Source organism: Streptomyces sp. NPDC093225, from assembly GCF_044753805.1.
Classification (GTDB): Bacteria; Actinomycetota; Actinomycetes; order Streptomycetales; family Streptomycetaceae; genus Streptomyces.
This window is the reverse complement of record NZ_JBIVNX010000012.1, coordinates 23,067-37,472: the sequence shown is the minus strand read 5'-3', so window position 1 is coordinate 37,472 and position 14,406 is coordinate 23,067. Positions and strand designations below refer to the sequence as shown.

General features: G+C 75.1%; 14 protein-coding genes. 10 read left to right on the top strand and 4 right to left on the bottom strand.

The features are described from left to right. Positions 1 to 119 precede the first annotated feature (119 nt). The 4 genes from ACIQCH_RS13720 to ACIQCH_RS13705 all read left to right on the top strand — a co-directional run bounded on the left by ACIQCH_RS13720 (position 120) and on the right by ACIQCH_RS13705 (position 3,307). Complete coding sequence (locus ACIQCH_RS13720; protein WP_402580865.1) at positions 120 to 1,163, top strand: S66 peptidase family protein; 1,044 nt, start codon at positions 120 to 122, stop codon at positions 1,161 to 1,163. Positions 1,164 to 1,307: 144 nt separating this feature from the next. Next, positions 1,308 to 1,649 carry a hypothetical protein gene (locus ACIQCH_RS13715; protein ID WP_402580864.1) on the top strand — a complete coding sequence of 114 codons (342 nt, stop codon included), beginning with the start codon at positions 1,308 to 1,310 and terminating at the stop codon, positions 1,647 to 1,649. 153 nt (positions 1,650 to 1,802) lie between these two features. Further along, positions 1,803 to 2,759: a Ku protein gene (locus ACIQCH_RS13710; RefSeq protein WP_402580863.1), complete on the top strand. Its 957-nt coding sequence runs from the start codon at positions 1,803 to 1,805 to the stop codon at positions 2,757 to 2,759. 89 nt (positions 2,760 to 2,848) lie between these two features. Further along, entirely contained in the window at positions 2,849 to 3,307 is a 459-nt protein-coding gene (locus ACIQCH_RS13705) for a hypothetical protein (RefSeq protein ID WP_402580862.1), read from the top strand. Between the two features lie 28 nt (positions 3,308 to 3,335). Here the strand turns inward: ACIQCH_RS13705 and ACIQCH_RS13700 are convergent, their stop codons facing one another. Continuing rightward, positions 3,336 to 5,363: an AAA family ATPase gene (locus ACIQCH_RS13700; protein WP_402580861.1), complete on the bottom strand. Its 2,028-nt coding sequence runs from the start codon at positions 5,361 to 5,363 to the stop codon at positions 3,336 to 3,338. A gap of 224 nt (positions 5,364 to 5,587) precedes the next feature. On the opposite strand from ACIQCH_RS13700, the gene ACIQCH_RS13695 reads away from it, so the two are divergent. The 6 genes from ACIQCH_RS13695 (at position 5,588) to ACIQCH_RS13670 (ending at position 10,528) form a co-directional block, all read left to right on the top strand. Further along, positions 5,588 to 6,055, top strand: a complete 468-nt coding sequence (locus tag ACIQCH_RS13695; RefSeq protein ID WP_402580860.1) for a hypothetical protein — start codon at positions 5,588 to 5,590, stop codon at positions 6,053 to 6,055. A gap of 269 nt (positions 6,056 to 6,324) precedes the next feature. Continuing rightward, positions 6,325 to 7,962: a sensor histidine kinase gene (locus ACIQCH_RS13690; RefSeq protein WP_402580859.1), complete on the top strand. Its 1,638-nt coding sequence runs from the start codon at positions 6,325 to 6,327 to the stop codon at positions 7,960 to 7,962. Continuing rightward, on the top strand, positions 7,959 to 8,366 hold the full coding sequence (locus ACIQCH_RS13685; RefSeq protein ID WP_402580858.1) for a roadblock/LC7 domain-containing protein: 408 nt from the start codon (positions 7,959 to 7,961) through the stop codon (positions 8,364 to 8,366). The genes ACIQCH_RS13690 and ACIQCH_RS13685 overlap by 4 nt, the downstream gene beginning before the upstream one ends. Next, the gene (locus tag ACIQCH_RS13680; RefSeq protein ID WP_402580857.1) at positions 8,363 to 8,722 is read left to right on the top strand and encodes a DUF742 domain-containing protein; all 360 of its coding nucleotides are present in this window, start codon (positions 8,363 to 8,365) and stop codon (positions 8,720 to 8,722) included. Before ACIQCH_RS13685 ends, ACIQCH_RS13680 begins: the two co-directional genes overlap by 4 nt. Next, positions 8,703 to 9,311 (top strand): GTP-binding protein, encoded by a 609-nt coding sequence (locus tag ACIQCH_RS13675; protein ID WP_402580856.1) that lies wholly within the window; start codon positions 8,703 to 8,705, stop codon positions 9,309 to 9,311. Before ACIQCH_RS13680 ends, ACIQCH_RS13675 begins: the two co-directional genes overlap by 20 nt. Before the next feature lie 203 nt (positions 9,312 to 9,514). Further along, the gene (locus ACIQCH_RS13670; RefSeq protein ID WP_402580855.1) at positions 9,515 to 10,528 is read left to right on the top strand and encodes a serine/threonine-protein kinase; all 1,014 of its coding nucleotides are present in this window, start codon (positions 9,515 to 9,517) and stop codon (positions 10,526 to 10,528) included. Between the two features lie 129 nt (positions 10,529 to 10,657). Here the strand turns inward: ACIQCH_RS13670 and ACIQCH_RS13665 are convergent, their stop codons facing one another. From ACIQCH_RS13665 to ACIQCH_RS13655, 3 genes are all read right to left on the bottom strand, one after another. Further along, positions 10,658 to 10,888: a response regulator transcription factor gene (locus tag ACIQCH_RS13665; protein ID WP_402580854.1), complete on the bottom strand. Its 231-nt coding sequence runs from the start codon at positions 10,886 to 10,888 to the stop codon at positions 10,658 to 10,660. A gap of 199 nt (positions 10,889 to 11,087) precedes the next feature. After that, positions 11,088 to 13,550 carry a SpoIIE family protein phosphatase gene (locus ACIQCH_RS13660; RefSeq protein ID WP_402580853.1) on the bottom strand — a complete coding sequence of 821 codons (2,463 nt, stop codon included), beginning with the start codon at positions 13,548 to 13,550 and terminating at the stop codon, positions 11,088 to 11,090. A 126-nt stretch (positions 13,551 to 13,676) separates the two neighbouring features. Beyond that, the gene (locus tag ACIQCH_RS13655; RefSeq protein WP_402580852.1) at positions 13,677 to 14,405 is read right to left on the bottom strand and encodes a 4'-phosphopantetheinyl transferase family protein; all 729 of its coding nucleotides are present in this window, start codon (positions 14,403 to 14,405) and stop codon (positions 13,677 to 13,679) included. Position 14,406 lies beyond the last annotated feature (1 nt).

The window sequence follows — 14,406 nt, the reverse complement described above, 5'->3', positions numbered from 1 at the left end:
CCTGCGCACGGGGAGCACGACGGACGCGGCGGCCGCGCCGGACCACGACCGGGGCCGCCGCGGGCACCGGGCCCAAACCGGGGGTGCGAGGGCCCCCGCGGCCCTCCTACGATCCGCACATGCACGCCCTCCAGCACCCGCCCAAGCCCTCGCCCGGCGACTCCGTCGCCGTGCTGTCGCCCTCCGCCGGGCTGCCCGGCCTCTTCCCGACCCCGTACGAGCTGGGTCTGCGCCGCCTGACCGAGGAGTTCGGCCTGGTCCCGGTCGAGTACCCCACCACGCGCCGCACGGGGGCCTCGCCCGAGGACCGGGCGGCGGACATCCACGCGGCCTTCGCCGACCCGGCGATCACCGCGGTGTTCGCGAGCATCGGCGGGAACGACCAGATCCGCGTGCTCCCGCACCTCGACCGGGAGTTGATCCGGGCCAACCCCAAGCCGTTCTTCGGGTACAGCGACAACACCAACCTCCTCGCGTTCCTCTGGAACCTGGGGATCGTCGGCTACCACGGCGCTTCCGTGATGGTCCAGCTCGGCCGCCCCCTCGGCACGGCCCCGGTCACGGCGGACTCGCTGCGCGCGGCGCTGTTCGGCTCCGGACCGCGTGCCCTGACCGCCCCCGACCGGATCGGGGCCGCCATCGGAGACTGGGCCGACCCGGCCACGTTCACGCGTGAACCGGACCTCGAGGCGGCCGACCCCTGGACCTGGCACCTGCCCACCCGCCGGGTGACCGGCCCCACCTGGGGCGGCAACCTGGAGACCCTGTCGCGCCTCCTGGAGGCCGACCGGGAGATCCGGCCGGCCGGGGACTACGAGGGCTGCGTCCTGATGCTGGAGACCTCCGAGGAGATGCCCGGCGCCGCCGAGGTCCACCGCATGCTCAGCCGCATGGGCGAGCGCGGGCTGCTCCGGCCCTTCTCGGCGCTCCTCATGGGCCGGGCCCAGGCCTGGAACTTCGACCGGCCGTACACGGCGGCCCAGCGGGCCGCCTTCCGGGCCGAGCAGCGCGCGGCGGTGCTGCGCGCCCTGGCCGAGCACGCGCCGTCGCTCATGACCGTCTTCGACGTCGACCTGGGTCACACCGACCCGCAGGTCGTCCTCCCGTACGGCGGCACCGTGACCGTCGACGGCCCGGCCCGCCGGATCACCGTCGAGTACTGACCGCGGCACGCCGGCCACCCCCGTCGCCATGACCACTCTCCGTGCCGAAAAGATGCGCCGCGTGACGGACCGTGTCAGCGTCGTACCGCGGGCGGGACGACGAGGTCCCATCCGCTCCAAGGTCTCCAAGGAGAGTGACCCGTCATGGGTGGTATGCAGGACAAGCGCCAGCAGCCCGGCAAGGGCCGGGAGGAGCAGGGCCGGGGCCAGCGCAGGCCCGGAGAGGTCTCCCGGGACCGCGACGAGGACATGCGCCGCGAGGACATGTCGCGCGAGGACATGCGCGGCGGCGACATGCGTGGCGGCGAGATGCGGCGTGACGACATGCGTGGCGGCGAGATGCGTGGCGGTGACATGCGCGGCGGTGACATGCGTGCCGGTGAGACGCGCCGCGACGACATGACCCGCGGCGACATGGACGAGCGCCGGAACACGGGCGACATGCGCGAGAAGCGCGGCAAGCGGGAGACGCGCGACGGCCACTGACGCCGTCGCCGCCACCCGCGGCACCCCCTGAACCAGGACCCCGGCCGGGACCGACAGTCACCACCGGCCGGGGTCCTGACCCGTGTTTCGGCGCACGGCGCCCGGGCAGACGCCCCGGGTCAGCGGCAGCCGCGCGCCGAGGCGGTGAGGACCATGGCCCGACCGGTCTGGACCGGCGTACTGAGCTTCGGGCTGGTGAGCTTCCCCGTCGGGATCCACACCGCGACCGACAGCCACACGATCCGCTTCCACCAGCTGCAGCGCGGTACCTCCGACCGGGTCCGCAACCGCCGGGTCAACGAGCGCACCGGCGAGGAGGTGGCCGCCGACGAGATCGTGAAGGGTTACGACGCCGGCGACGAGTACGTCCTGGTCGAGCCGGCCGAGCTGGAGGACGTCGCCCCCGGCCGCTCCAGGGCCCTGGAGATCAGCGGTTTCGTCGACCTGGAGGCGATCGACCCGATCTTCTTCGACCGGACCTACTACCTCGGCCCGAAGGGCGCGGAGTACGCGAAGGTCTACGCCCTGCTGCAGGGCGCCCTCGCGAAGACCGGCCGGGCCGGCGTGGCCACCTTCGTGATGCGCGGCCGCGAGTACCTCGTCGTCCTCAAGGCGGAGGACGGCATCCTGACCCTCCACACGCTGCACTGGGCCGACGAGATCCGCGACCCCCGCGCGGAGGTCCCCGACCTGCCCGACGACTCCGCCGCCAAGAGCTCCGCGAAGGAGCTGCGGATGGCGGAGCAGCTGGTCACCGCACTCGAGACGGACTGGGACCCCGAGGAGTTCCACGACACCTACCAGGAGAAGGTCGCCGCCCTGGTCGAGGCCAAGCGGACGGGCGGGACCGTCGAGAAGGCCGAGCTCCCGGCGGAGGCCACCAACGTCGTCGACCTGACCGAGGCCCTGCGCGCCAGCGTCGAACGGGCGCGCGGCGGCCGCAGCGGTGGCCGCCGCGGCCGCCGCACCCCGGCTGCCGACCGCCCCTCCCTCGACTCCCTCACCAAGGCCCAGCTGTACGAGAAGGCGGCCGCCGCCGGCGTCCCGGGGCGCTCCACCATGACCCGCGACGAACTGGCCGAGGCCCTGACCCGTGCCGACGCCGCCTGAGGCACCCCGGCGGCCCGGCCGGGCCGCCCGGCCGGGCCGCCGATATCCTGGGACGGAGATCGGGGGCTTTCCCACCGGAAGGCAGCACGATGAACCGGCGTCGGCACCTCATGCTCCTCGCAGCAGCCCCGCTCCTCGCCTCCTCGGTGGCCTTCGCCCCCGCCCACGCGGCGCAGGCCGGAACCGCCGGGACGACCGGGGCCGTGGCGGCGGTGAAGGTCACCAAGGTCGAGGTGGTCACCCTGCTGAAGTCGGGGGAGACGGTCGAGTGCAACGGCACTCCCGTGGCCATGTCCTTCGACGGGAAGGTCACGGCGACCGGGCCGGGCACCGTCCGCTTCCACTGGACCGTGAACACCGGCCGGGCCCGGGTCTCCCCGGGATCCTTCTCCTACGGTGCGGGCACCTCCACCAAGGTCTCCCTCCTGGTAGCGGACGTGCCGGCCCCCAAGGGCGCCAAGGCGGTGACCGGGTACGTCACGTTCCACCTGCCGGACCAGAAGAAGAGCGTCCGCAGCGAACAGGTGACCTTCCCCTGCAAGAAGTGAGCCCTCCCCAGCCCTCCCCGGTCTTCCTTCAGGCCTCCAGCTCGTGGCGCCAGAGCTCCTCCGTGAGGCGGTCCACGCCCGCCGCCAGATGGCGCCGGTAGGTGGACATCGGCAGGCGCAGCAGGTCGGCCGCGCGCTGCTGGGTGCCGGCCGGCCTGAGGTACGTGTGGTGCAGCGCCCGGTAGCCGCGCCGGTCGTGCGGCGCGGCCTCGAGCCGCGCGGCGGTCTCCCGCAGCAGCGCGGCCAGCACGGCCGTGCGCTCCTCCTCCCCGGCCTGCTCCCCGCTGCGCGCCGCCACCGACCGGGACCGCAGCAGGACGCACCCGCGCAGCCCGCCGGCCCGACCCAGCCCCCGCAGCGCCTCACGGACCCCCGTGCCGAACTCCTCGCGGTCCAGGACGCGCAGCGGGGCGGCCTCGGGCGGCGCCACCGCCAGCGGCTCGGCCGCCGACTCCCGCGCGCCGAGCAGGTCGAGCCAGGCCAACGGGGGCGTACGGCGCCAGTCGTGGACGAAGGCCCCGTACGTCCGTCCGCCGACCGTGAAGTCGGCCGCGGGCAGCCGCTCGAAGTCGGCGTACGCGCACCCGGCGGCCCAGAAGGCGGGGTCGGCGAAGGTCAGCAGCGTCAGCGCGGGCCGGAGCCCGGAGAGGTAGTGGTGGGTCAGCCGCAGGGTGATCAGGGTCTGTACCGGCGACACGTCCTGGTACGCGTCCCCGGCCAGCCAGCACCGCACCAGCAGGGCCCGCTCACCGGCGCGCAGCCCGCCCGGCCCGCGCAGCCAGGCCCGCGCCGCCGTGACGGCCGGGTCGGCGGGCCCGGCGGGCTCCGCCGCGTCGAGGGCCAGCAGGACGTAGAAGCCGCTCGGCCCCTCCCCGGCCGCCGCGACCGTCCCCCAGGTGGCCGCCGGGTGCGCCCACCAGGCGCCCAGCACGGCTGCCGACTCCGGGCCCTCGTGCCGCTCGGCCATGGCCAGCAGGTCGGGCAGCTCCGCCTCCCGGGTCGGGGTGACCGTCAGGGCGTCCAGCCGGGCCGTACCCGCCGGGCCCGCGCTGACCGGGGCGAGCAGCGGACCGACCAGCGGGCTGTCGCGGTGCAGGTAGGCGAAGTCGGCGAGCACGGTCCGCTGCCGCGGCCGGTCGCCGTCGGCGAACAGCTGCTGGTAGTACGAGCCGGCCCGGCGGCGCAGCTCGGCCCGGCGCGCCGGGTGCCGCCAGGCGAGTTCGGCGTCGAGGACCGAGCGCGCGAGGTCGTGGGGGTGGATGCCGCGGCCCCCGTACTCGGTGACCGACAGCGAGCACAGCCAGTCGAACAGCTCGCGGGCGTCGGGTACGCCGACCAGCGCGGCCAGCAGCGGCTCGGTGGTGACGAGCACCTGGGCGTACGCCTCCAGCGCGGCGCGGTGCAGCGGGCTCGGCACCACCTCCAGCAGCGCCGCCAGGAGGGTGCTGACCACCCACGGCGGCTGCGCCGGCTGCCCGGTGTGCCGCGCCCCGTGCACGTGCACGTCCGCCATCAGCGCGAGCGCCAGCGGATGTCCGTGGGTGAACTCCAGCACCCGGGAGTGCTCGGCCTCCGGGACCCCGCGCCGGGCCAGCAGCTCCGCGCTGTCCGCGGGCGGCAGCGGGGCGAGCGCGAGCACGTGCAGCAGCCCCTGCCAGGCGGGGTCGGTGCGCCAGGCCAGTGGGGGCGGTTCCCGGTCGGCGAGGGCGAGGACGGCGTCGTCGGGCACGTCCGCGAGCAGCCGTTCGGCGGCCGGCACGGCGGCCGGTAGGTCGACCACCACCACCGTGCCCGGTGCGAGGCCGCCCGACCCGGTCTCCCCGGTAGGCCCGCTCTCCGCGTCGACGCGGACCACGGGCCGGCCGGCCCCGGCCGCGAGCCAGCCGAACTGCCGCAGCAACGTGGACTTTCCGATGCCGGCCGGGCCGTGCACGTGCACCACCGCACCCTGACCCTCCGCCAGGATCCGCCGGAACCGCTCGACCTCCGCCCGCCGTCCGACGAAGCCGCGGGCCCGCGCCTCCGCGAACCGGTCCGCCAGCCGCCGCGCCGCCATGCGCCCCACCCCCTCTCCGGTGATACCAGGGCGTGGCTGCGGAACGGGCGCGATGGACCGTTTTTGGGCGGGAGTTGACCCCCTTTCGGCGTGTCGGACGGATGGTGCCCGCTCCTACCGTGGGCAGTGCCCGGGAGGGCGCGGAACCGCTCCGACCAGGTGAAGTCCGGTCGGAGCCCGCCGCCCCGGGTCCACGCCGAGCCATCCACCAGGAGGGACGCACCATGTCCGAGACGACCACCACCACGACCGCCCGCACGACCACGACCGCCGCCACCGCCGGGCCCGCGACCACCACCGGCCGGCGCACCGGCCTGCGCCTGACCGCCGCCGCATCGCTCGCGGCGGCCTGCGCCGCCGCCCTGCTCGCCGCCGCCGGGCCGGCCTCGGCCAGCCAGTTCTTCGGCGGCACGCTGCACCCCGGCGAGCAGCGCTGCGTCCAGCAGTACGCCGGGTACCAGGTCCGTGCCGACGGCCGGGCCACGGGAGCGGGCGCGAAGTTCAAGCTCCAGTACAACGGCGTCACCGTCCCCGGCACCGGCTCCCCGGGGCTCGTCACCACCTGGGCCGTGGACCTCCGCTCCGCCTGGGGCACCTTCCCCGGTCCCGGCTACTACACCGCCTGCGTGACCAACAACGGCACCGCGGACACCAACGTCCGCCTCGACCTCAGGACCGACGGCGAGGTCTGACCCCGCCTGCCACCGCCCGCCGCCCGGCACCGCACCGACGGGATCCCGTCAAGCGCGGGGCCGGGCCCGGACGGCGCCGGCGACGGTGTGGGCAGGAAGGTACCAACAGGGCGGCGGGGAAAGGGGTATCGGGTTTCGGCCAAGTACCGGAACTTCGATTCCGTGGGCATGTCCAGATCATGATCTGCTGTCAAGACCCGTGCGCGGAGCGGATAAGCTACCGGGTCGTTGTCCAAGGATCTTTATTTTCCGATCATTTGAGGGTTCTGATGGTTCGAGAGGGATCGTCGCCCGGCAGCCCACGGCCAGCGTCGTCCGCAGCATGGGCCGTGCCCGCCGTGGTGACAGCGGCCGTCGCGGCGGTGGCCGTGGCCCTGGTGTCGGCGCCCGCCCGCACCCCCGTGGCCTGGACCGGCGCGGTGGCGTGCGTCGCGGTCGCGCTCGCGTGCACCGTGGCCGCCCGGCGCGGTGCGGCGCTCGCGGCACTGCGGGACGCCGTCGACGAGCAGCGGACCCTGCTCGCCCGGCAGGAGGCGGAGACCGTACGACTGGCCGAGGCGGTGCTGCCCGCGGTCGCGGAGCGGCTGCGCAAGGGGGAGTTCCCCGAGGACGTATTGGCGTCCGTGGCGGACGAGGACGTCCACGGGACCGGTCTGACCCCCGAGTTCAGGGCGGCCCACCGGGCGGTGCTGCGCTCGGTGACGGACGCCGTCGTGGCCGAGGAGGACCTGCGCGACTCGGCGCAGCGCGCCTTCGTCAACATCGCCCGCCGCGTCCAGGCGATCGTCCACCAGCAGGCCCAGGAACTCCGGGAGATGGAGGAGCGGCACGGCCGCACCCCCGAGGTCTTCGGCGACCTGCTCCGGCTCGACCACGGCACCGCGCTCATCGGCCGGCTCGCCGATTCCATCGCCGTCCTCGGCGGCGCCCGGCCGGGCCGCCAGTGGTCCAAGGCCGTTCCCCTCTACAGCGTGCTGCGCGGCGCGATGTCCCGGATCATCGACTACCAGCGCGTGGAGCTGCACTCGGTGTCCCAGGTCGCCGTGGTCGGCACCGCCGTCGAACCGCTCATCCACGCCCTCGCCGAGCTGCTGGACAACGCCACCCGCTACTCCCCGCCCCAGACCAAGGTCCACCTGACCGCCGTCGACGTGAACGCGGGCATCGCCGTCGAGATCGAGGACGGCGGCGTCAACATGAGCGAGGAGGCCCGCAAGCGGGCCGAGCGGATGCTGCGCCAGGCCCAGCAGGGCATCGACGTCAACGACCTCGGGGAGACCCCGCGCCTCGGCCTCGCCGTGGTCGGCCGCCTCGCGCAGGCCCACGGCTTCCAGGTGTCGCTGCGCTCCTCGGCGTACGGTGGCGTCCGGGCGGTCCTGGTCATCCCGCAGCACCTCATCACCAGCGTCGCCGCCGCCACCGGCGTCGCGCACGGCATCGGCACCTCGTCCGGCCCGCGCGCCGCCCTCGACCCCGCCGCCGAGGACCGCGGGCCGCGCCCGGCCACCGGGCCCCGGCGCGCCGACGAGGACGCGCCCGTGGTGGCGGAGCGGACCCCGAACGGGCTGCCGCAGCGCCGCCGCCGGCAGCGCGCCGTGGCACCGGCCCTGCCCGCGCAGCCCGTGGCGGCCCCCGCGGCGGCTCCGGCCGCCGCCGCGCCGACCGTACCTCCGGCACCGACCGCACCGGATCCGGGACCCGACCCCGCACCGCAGGTGCAGCCCGGGATATGGCTGGCCGCCTTCCAGAACGGCCTGTCCGGAGAGAGCCACACCGCCGCCGGTACGACGACCGCCGCCGGTACGACCACCGCCACCGCACCCGGTACGGCCACCGACCGGACCGGCACGGCTAGCCAGCACACAGACGTATCGCCGGCCGCGGCGATCAAGGGGGAACAGGCATGAGTCGCCAGCTGACCAACATGGACTGGATGCTCAAGGACCTGGCGGAGAGCGTCCCGCAGACCCGCAACGTCGTCGTCCTGTCCGCCGACGGCCTGCGCATGGCCCAGCACGGTGCCGACACCGACCGCGCCGACCGGCTCGCCGCCGCCTGCGCCGGACTGCAGAGCCTGGCCGGTGCCGTGGCCACCGAACTCCCGCACAGCAACGGCCGGATGCGACTCGTCGTCATCGAGATGGACGGCGGATTCTTCTACCTGATGGCCGCCGGCGCGGGTGCCTACCTCGCGGTGCTCGCCGACGAGGGCGTGGACGCCGGGCTGATGGGCCAGCGCATGCGCGACCTGGTCGCCCGTATCGGAGAGCACCTCAGCAGCCCGCCCCGCAACGAGGAGCAGCCCGCGTGAGTGACCCGGGCCGGGGCTGGGAGGACGAGGGGCCCGAGCGGCTCTACGTGATCACCGGTGGCCGCAGCGGGGCGGCCCGACCGGCCGGCCTCGACCTGGTGACGCTCATCGTCGCCAGGTCGGGGCCCGGCAACGGGATGCAGCCGGAGCACGCGGCCATCATGCGGCTGTGCGCGTCGCCGCTCTCGGTCGCCGAGATCTCCGCGTACCTCGGGCTGCCGGTCAGCGTGGTCACCGTCCTGCTGGAGGACCTGCTCGTCGCGGGGCACGTGCTGTCCCGGGCCCCCGTCCCCGCCGCCCAACTCCCCGACCTGGCACTGATTGAGGCAGTCATCCATGGACTTCAAAAGCTCTGAGCCGCGGCGCGAGGACGCGCTGCCGGCCACCGCCGTCGCCGCGGTCAAGGTGGTGATCGTGGGGGGCTTCGGGGTCGGCAAGACGACCCTGGTCGGGTCGGTGAGCGAGATCCGGCCGCTGACCACGGAGGAGACGATGACCCGCGCCGGCGTCGGCGTCGACGACACGGCGGGCATCGAGGGCAAGACCTCCACCACCGTCGCCATGGACTTCGGCCGGATCAGCATCAACGAGGAACTGGTCCTGTACCTGTTCGGCACCCCCGGGCAGGAGCGGTTCTGGTTCCTGTGGCGCGGGCTGTTCGAGGGCGCGCTGGGGGCGGTGGTCCTCGTGGACACCCGCCGCCTGGAGGTCAGCTTCGACGTCATCGGGCGGCTGGAGGAGCGCGGCGTGCCCTTCGTGGTCGCCGTCAACGACTTCCCCGAGTCGCCCCGCCACCCCCTGGAGGAGCTGCGGGCCGCCCTCGACCTGCCGCCCTCCGTGCCGCTGGTGCGCTGCGACGCCCGTCGCCGCGACTCCAGCCGCGACGTGCTCATGACGCTGATGCGCTACCTGCACTCCCTCGCGGTGACGCCCGAGGCGTCGTGACCCCTGCGGTCCCGTGACCCGCCCCCGCTCGGCGTGCGCCGCCCGGTCGGCGCACGCCGAGCGGGCGGGGGCGGTCCCGCTCGATACACTTTCGACTATGGGGAAGTGCCCTGTCGTTCCGAACACAGGTTCGCATCGACGACGTCGCGGTACGGGCCCGGAGCGGCGCGGGGCCGCCGGTCCGGCCGGGTGAGGTGCGTCCGATGGGCTCCGCATCCGACCTGAGCGTGTACGACACGGGCCGCCCCTCGGGCCTGATCGGCAAGCAGATCGCCGGCTACCGGATCGAGCGCATGCTCGGCCGGGGCGGCATGGCCGTCGTCTACGCCGCCAAGGACCTGCGCCTGGACCGCATGGTCGCGCTCAAGCTGATCGCCCCGGAGCGGGCCCGCGACGACACCTTCCGGCGCCGCTTCACCCACGAGTCGCGGGTCGCCGCCTCGATCGACCACCCGCACATCGTGCCGATCTTCGAGGCCGGCGAGACCGACGGCGTCCTCTACATCGCCATGCGCTACGTCTCCGGCCTCGACCTGCGGGCCCTGCTGGACCGGGACGGCCCGCTCCCGGTCGCGACCGCCCTGCGCATCGCCGCCCAGGTGGCCTCGGCGCTCGACGCCGCCCACGAGCACGACCTGGTGCACCGCGACGTCAAGCCCGCCAACATCCTGGTCGCCCCCGGCACGGACGACGAGCACCCCGAGCACGTCTACCTCACGGACTTCGGCCTGACGAAGAAGTCCCTGTCCCTGTCCGGCTTCACCACCGCGGGCGAGTTCGTCGGCACCCTCGACTACATGGCCCCCGAGCAGATCTCCGGCCGCCCGGTGGACGGTCGGTGCGACCTGTACAGCCTGGCCTGCGTCGTCTACGAGACCCTCGCCGGCGGTCCCGTCTTCGAGCGGGACGAGGACATGGCCCTGCTGTGGGCGCACCAGTACGACCAGCCGCCGCCCCTCGGCGAGCGGCGGCCCGATGTCGGGCCCGCCGTGGCCGACGTGCTGGCGAAGGCCCTGTCGAAGGTTCCGGAGGACCGGTTCGACACCTGCCTGGAGTTCGTGGCCGCGCTGCGGGCCGCCTCGGGCGGTGCCGAGCGCGCAGCCGCCGATCCGGCCCGGCGGGAGGCCGGGTCGGGCGGGGTCGGGTCCGAGGACGGGCCGCCGCCCGAGCCCCCGGCCTGGGCCGGGCCGGTGTTCCGCGGGCCGGCGGGCGGCTGAGGGGCGCAAGCCCCGACCCGCCCTGAGCGGGCGGGTCGGCCCACCGGGCGCGGACGGCGAAGAACCCCGCTCCTTCGGGGGCGGGGTTCGCGGTGTCGGTGGTGCGGGGCCGGGTGCGACGGTCGGGTCTCACAGGCCCATCGCGACGGCCAGGCGGGTCATCTCCGCCGTGGTGCTGATGTTCAGCTTGGCCCGGATGCGGCGCAGGTAGGCGTCGACGGTGTGCTTCGAGAGGCCCATGTTGCGGGCGGTCTGCAGGTACGTGCAGCCGGCGGCGATGTGGCGCAGGGCCTCCTGCTCACGCGGGGCCAGCGTGGTGGTGGGGGCTTCGACCTGCGGGGTGGTGAGGGTGAGGCTCATGGGATTTCCTCCGACGCATCGGTTCGGTCATCTCTGCTCACGTCCTCGGAAGCAGGGGACTTGCGATGGGATGTCGCTTTTGTCCGCTACTGAAGAGCTTGACCGCCGCACGTCATGGCGCTGTCCGCCGTTTGTCACCGCGGTGTCACAGGGCCCCCGGACGGCGCAACCGCAGCCCCGCCGCGCACGTCCGCGCGGCTCAGAACGCGGCGATCGGCAGCTCGGGAACGCCGGTGAGGGACTGCTCGGCCCAGATGGTCTTGCCCACCGGCGCCGGCCGCGCGCCCCAGCGCTGGGCCAGCTGCGCGACCAGCAGCAGCCCCCGGCCGCCCTCGTCGAAGGTCCGTGCCCGCCGCATCCGCGGCGCCGTGCTGCCCGAGTCGGAGACCTCGCAGATCAGGATGGTGTCCTGGTGGATCAGGCGGAGCTGGACGGGCGGCTGCCCGTACCGGATGGCATTGGTGACCAGCTCGCTGACCAGCAGCTCGGTGACGAACGAGGCCTCCTCCAACCCCCACGCCTCCAACTGGTCGGTGGTGTTGCGGCGGGCGTCGGAGACGACCGACGGGTCGGACTCCAGGTCCCAGACCGCCACCCGGTCGGCGTGCAGGGCCCGGGTCCGCGCCACGAGCAGCGCCACGTCGTCGTCGGGCCGGTGCGTCAGCAGCGCCGTCAGCACCCGGTCGCACACCGTGTCCAGCGTGCCGGCCGGCCGCAGCAGCGCGCCGAACATGCTGTCCAGGGCCTCGTCGATGTCGTGGTCGCGGGCCTGGAGCAGGCCGTCGGTGTACAGGGCGAGCAGGCTGCCCTCGGGCAGCTCCGTGTCGATCGTCTCGAAGGGCAGGCCGCCCAGGCCCAGCGGCGGGCCGGCCGGCACGTCCAGGAGGTACACGGAACCGTCGGGGGAGACCACGGCCGGCGGCGGATGGCCGGCCCGGGCCAGCGTGCAGCGGCGGCTGACCGGGTCGTAGACGACGTACAGGCAGGTGGTGCCGATGCCGCCGGCGGCCTCCCCGCCGGCCTCCCGCTCACCCTCGTCGGCCGACAGGTGGATCACCAGGTCGTCGAGGTGGGTCAGCAGCTCGTCGGGCGGCAGGTCGACGTCCGCGAGGGTGCGCACCGCCGTCCGCAGCCGGCCCATGGTCGCGGCGGCCCGCATGCCGTGGCCGACGACGTCGCCCACGACCAGGGCCACCCGCGCCCCGGACAGCGGGATGACGTCGAACCAGTCCCCGCCCACGCCGGCCTCGGTGCCGGCGGGCAGGTAGCGGGACGCGATCTCCAGCGCCGGGTGGTCGGGCAGCTTGTGCGGGAGCAGGCTGCGCTGCAGGGTCATGGTGCTGGTGTGCTCGCGGGTGTGCCGGCGCGCCTTGTTGATGCCCACCGCCGCCCGGGTCGCCAGCTCCTCCGCCAGCCACAGGTCCTCGGGCTGGAAGGGCTCCCGGCCCTCGTCACGGCTGAAGAGGGCGACGCCGAGGGCCGTGCCGCCGGCCCGCAGCGGCACCACCAGGACGGAGTGGGTGCCGTTCTCGCCGAGCCAGGCCGCCTCGGGGTCCTGGGCCAGCCACTGGGCGACGGCCGGGTCGGCCGTCGCGTAGACGGCGCCGCGGCCGCTGGCCAGCGCCTCGGTGGGCGGCGACGGTGACGCGTAGACGGTCGTCTCGCCGACCCCGACCCGCGGGCGCGGGCCCGTCCCGGCGGCCGAGCGGACCGCCGTGCGGCACACGGTGACCGGTCCCGCGGCCGGGCCGGCGGAGGCGGTGTCGGGGCGCGGCGCGGGTTCGAGCAGGTCCACGACGGCGAAGTCGGCGATCCGGGGTACGGCGGCGTCGGCCAGCTCCTGCGCGGTCCGGCCGCTGTCCAGGGTGGTGCCGATGCGGGCGGCGGCCTCGTTCGGGAGGAGGCTGCGCTGCCGGTCGCCCTGCAGGGCGTTCATGTCGTGCGCGGTCAGGCACACCGCGCGCACCCGGCCCTCCGGGTCCCGCAGCGGGTCCAGCTCGGTCGCCCAGGCGTTCCCGGGGCCGCCGCCCGCGCCCGCGGCGCGCACGAACGCCGCCACGTACTGCGGCTCCCCCGACTCCAGGACCAGCCGCATCCGCCGCTCGGTCTCGTCGCTCACGGGGTCCGGGGCGATCTCCGGCAGCCGCAGACCGCGCATCTCCTCCTCGGTCAGCCCCAGCAGGCGCTCCATGGCGGAGTTCGCCCGCACCAGCCGCAGGTCCTCGTCGAAGACCGTCAGGAAGCACGGCGACTGCGCGAACGCCCAGTCCCGCAGCGACGCCTCCCAGTCGGTACGGGGACTGCCGGGCACGGCGGAGACGAGGAACCACTTCGTCGTCCCGCCGCTGGACGTCCAGCGGTGCGCGATCAGCGCCCGGTGCAGCCGGTGGCCCTCCCGGTGTCGCAGCGCCACCGTGCCGCTCCACAGCTCCGCCCCGGAGGGGATCAGCCGGGCCGGGTCGCCGGGGGCGTCCGCGAGCAGCTGGACGGCGGGCCGTCCCACGATGTCGGAGGACTCGTGGCCCAGCAGGCGGCGGGCACCCTCGCTCCACTCGGTGACGATGCCCTGCTCGTCGATGCTGGCCGTGGCCGTGTACGCCGGCTCGGCGGAGGAGTCCGGCTCCTCGGGCCCCTCACCGGGAGGGGTGGGCAGTCGATCCATCGCCGCTCATCTCGCCCTCGCTCGTTCCAGTGGTTCCGCGGTGCGACGGGAACCTGCATGGCCAGGGGTCCACTGACAAGCATGATCCAGCGGGCCGAAGAGCACCAACGCAGTGCACCCGCCGGCTCACGGCCCCGGTCGTTCCGGGCCGCCCCCGGGGTGCCCCGGCGGCGGACCCGGCCGTACCAGCACCAGGGCGAGGACCGCGTCGTCGACCTGCCACACCATCGCCCGCCGCGGCCCGCTGAGGGCCGGCGGCCGCAGGCCGGTGATGACGATCCGGCGCGGTGCGGGGCCGTGGACGCCCTCCCGGTCGGCCTTGACCGCCGCCTCCTTCAGCGCCCAGGCACCGGCCAGCGCCTCCGGCCGCCCGGTGTCGACGAGGGCCAGCTCCTCGGGGGAGAGCACGTGGTCGGCGACGCGGCGGACGGCGGGGGCGGAGCCGGTCTCGCACAGGTCCACGCCGACCGGCTCGGGCGCGAGCGCCGCCGCGACGTGGCCGGCCGTGTGGCTGATGGAGAGGTGCAGTGCGGGGAGCGGGCTGCCGGCGACGACGACGTACGGGCTGCCGTCCTCCCGCGGCAGCACCTCCACGTCGGCCTCGGGCGCGCCGACGGCCTCGCCCACCAGGCGCTTGGCGAGCAGCCGGCCGGCCATCCACTCGCCCCGGCGCCAGGCCGGCAGCCCGCGCACCACGCCCCGCTCGGCGGGTGAGAGGCGCAGCGGCTGGTGGGTGAGGTCGGGGCGGCGGGCGACGATGAGGCCGGCTCCGCCCCAGCGGAGCATCCGCCCCGGGGCGAGCGGGACGAAGGCGGCGCCGCGGTCGGTCGCGGCGGGTGCGGCGGTGGTGTCCATG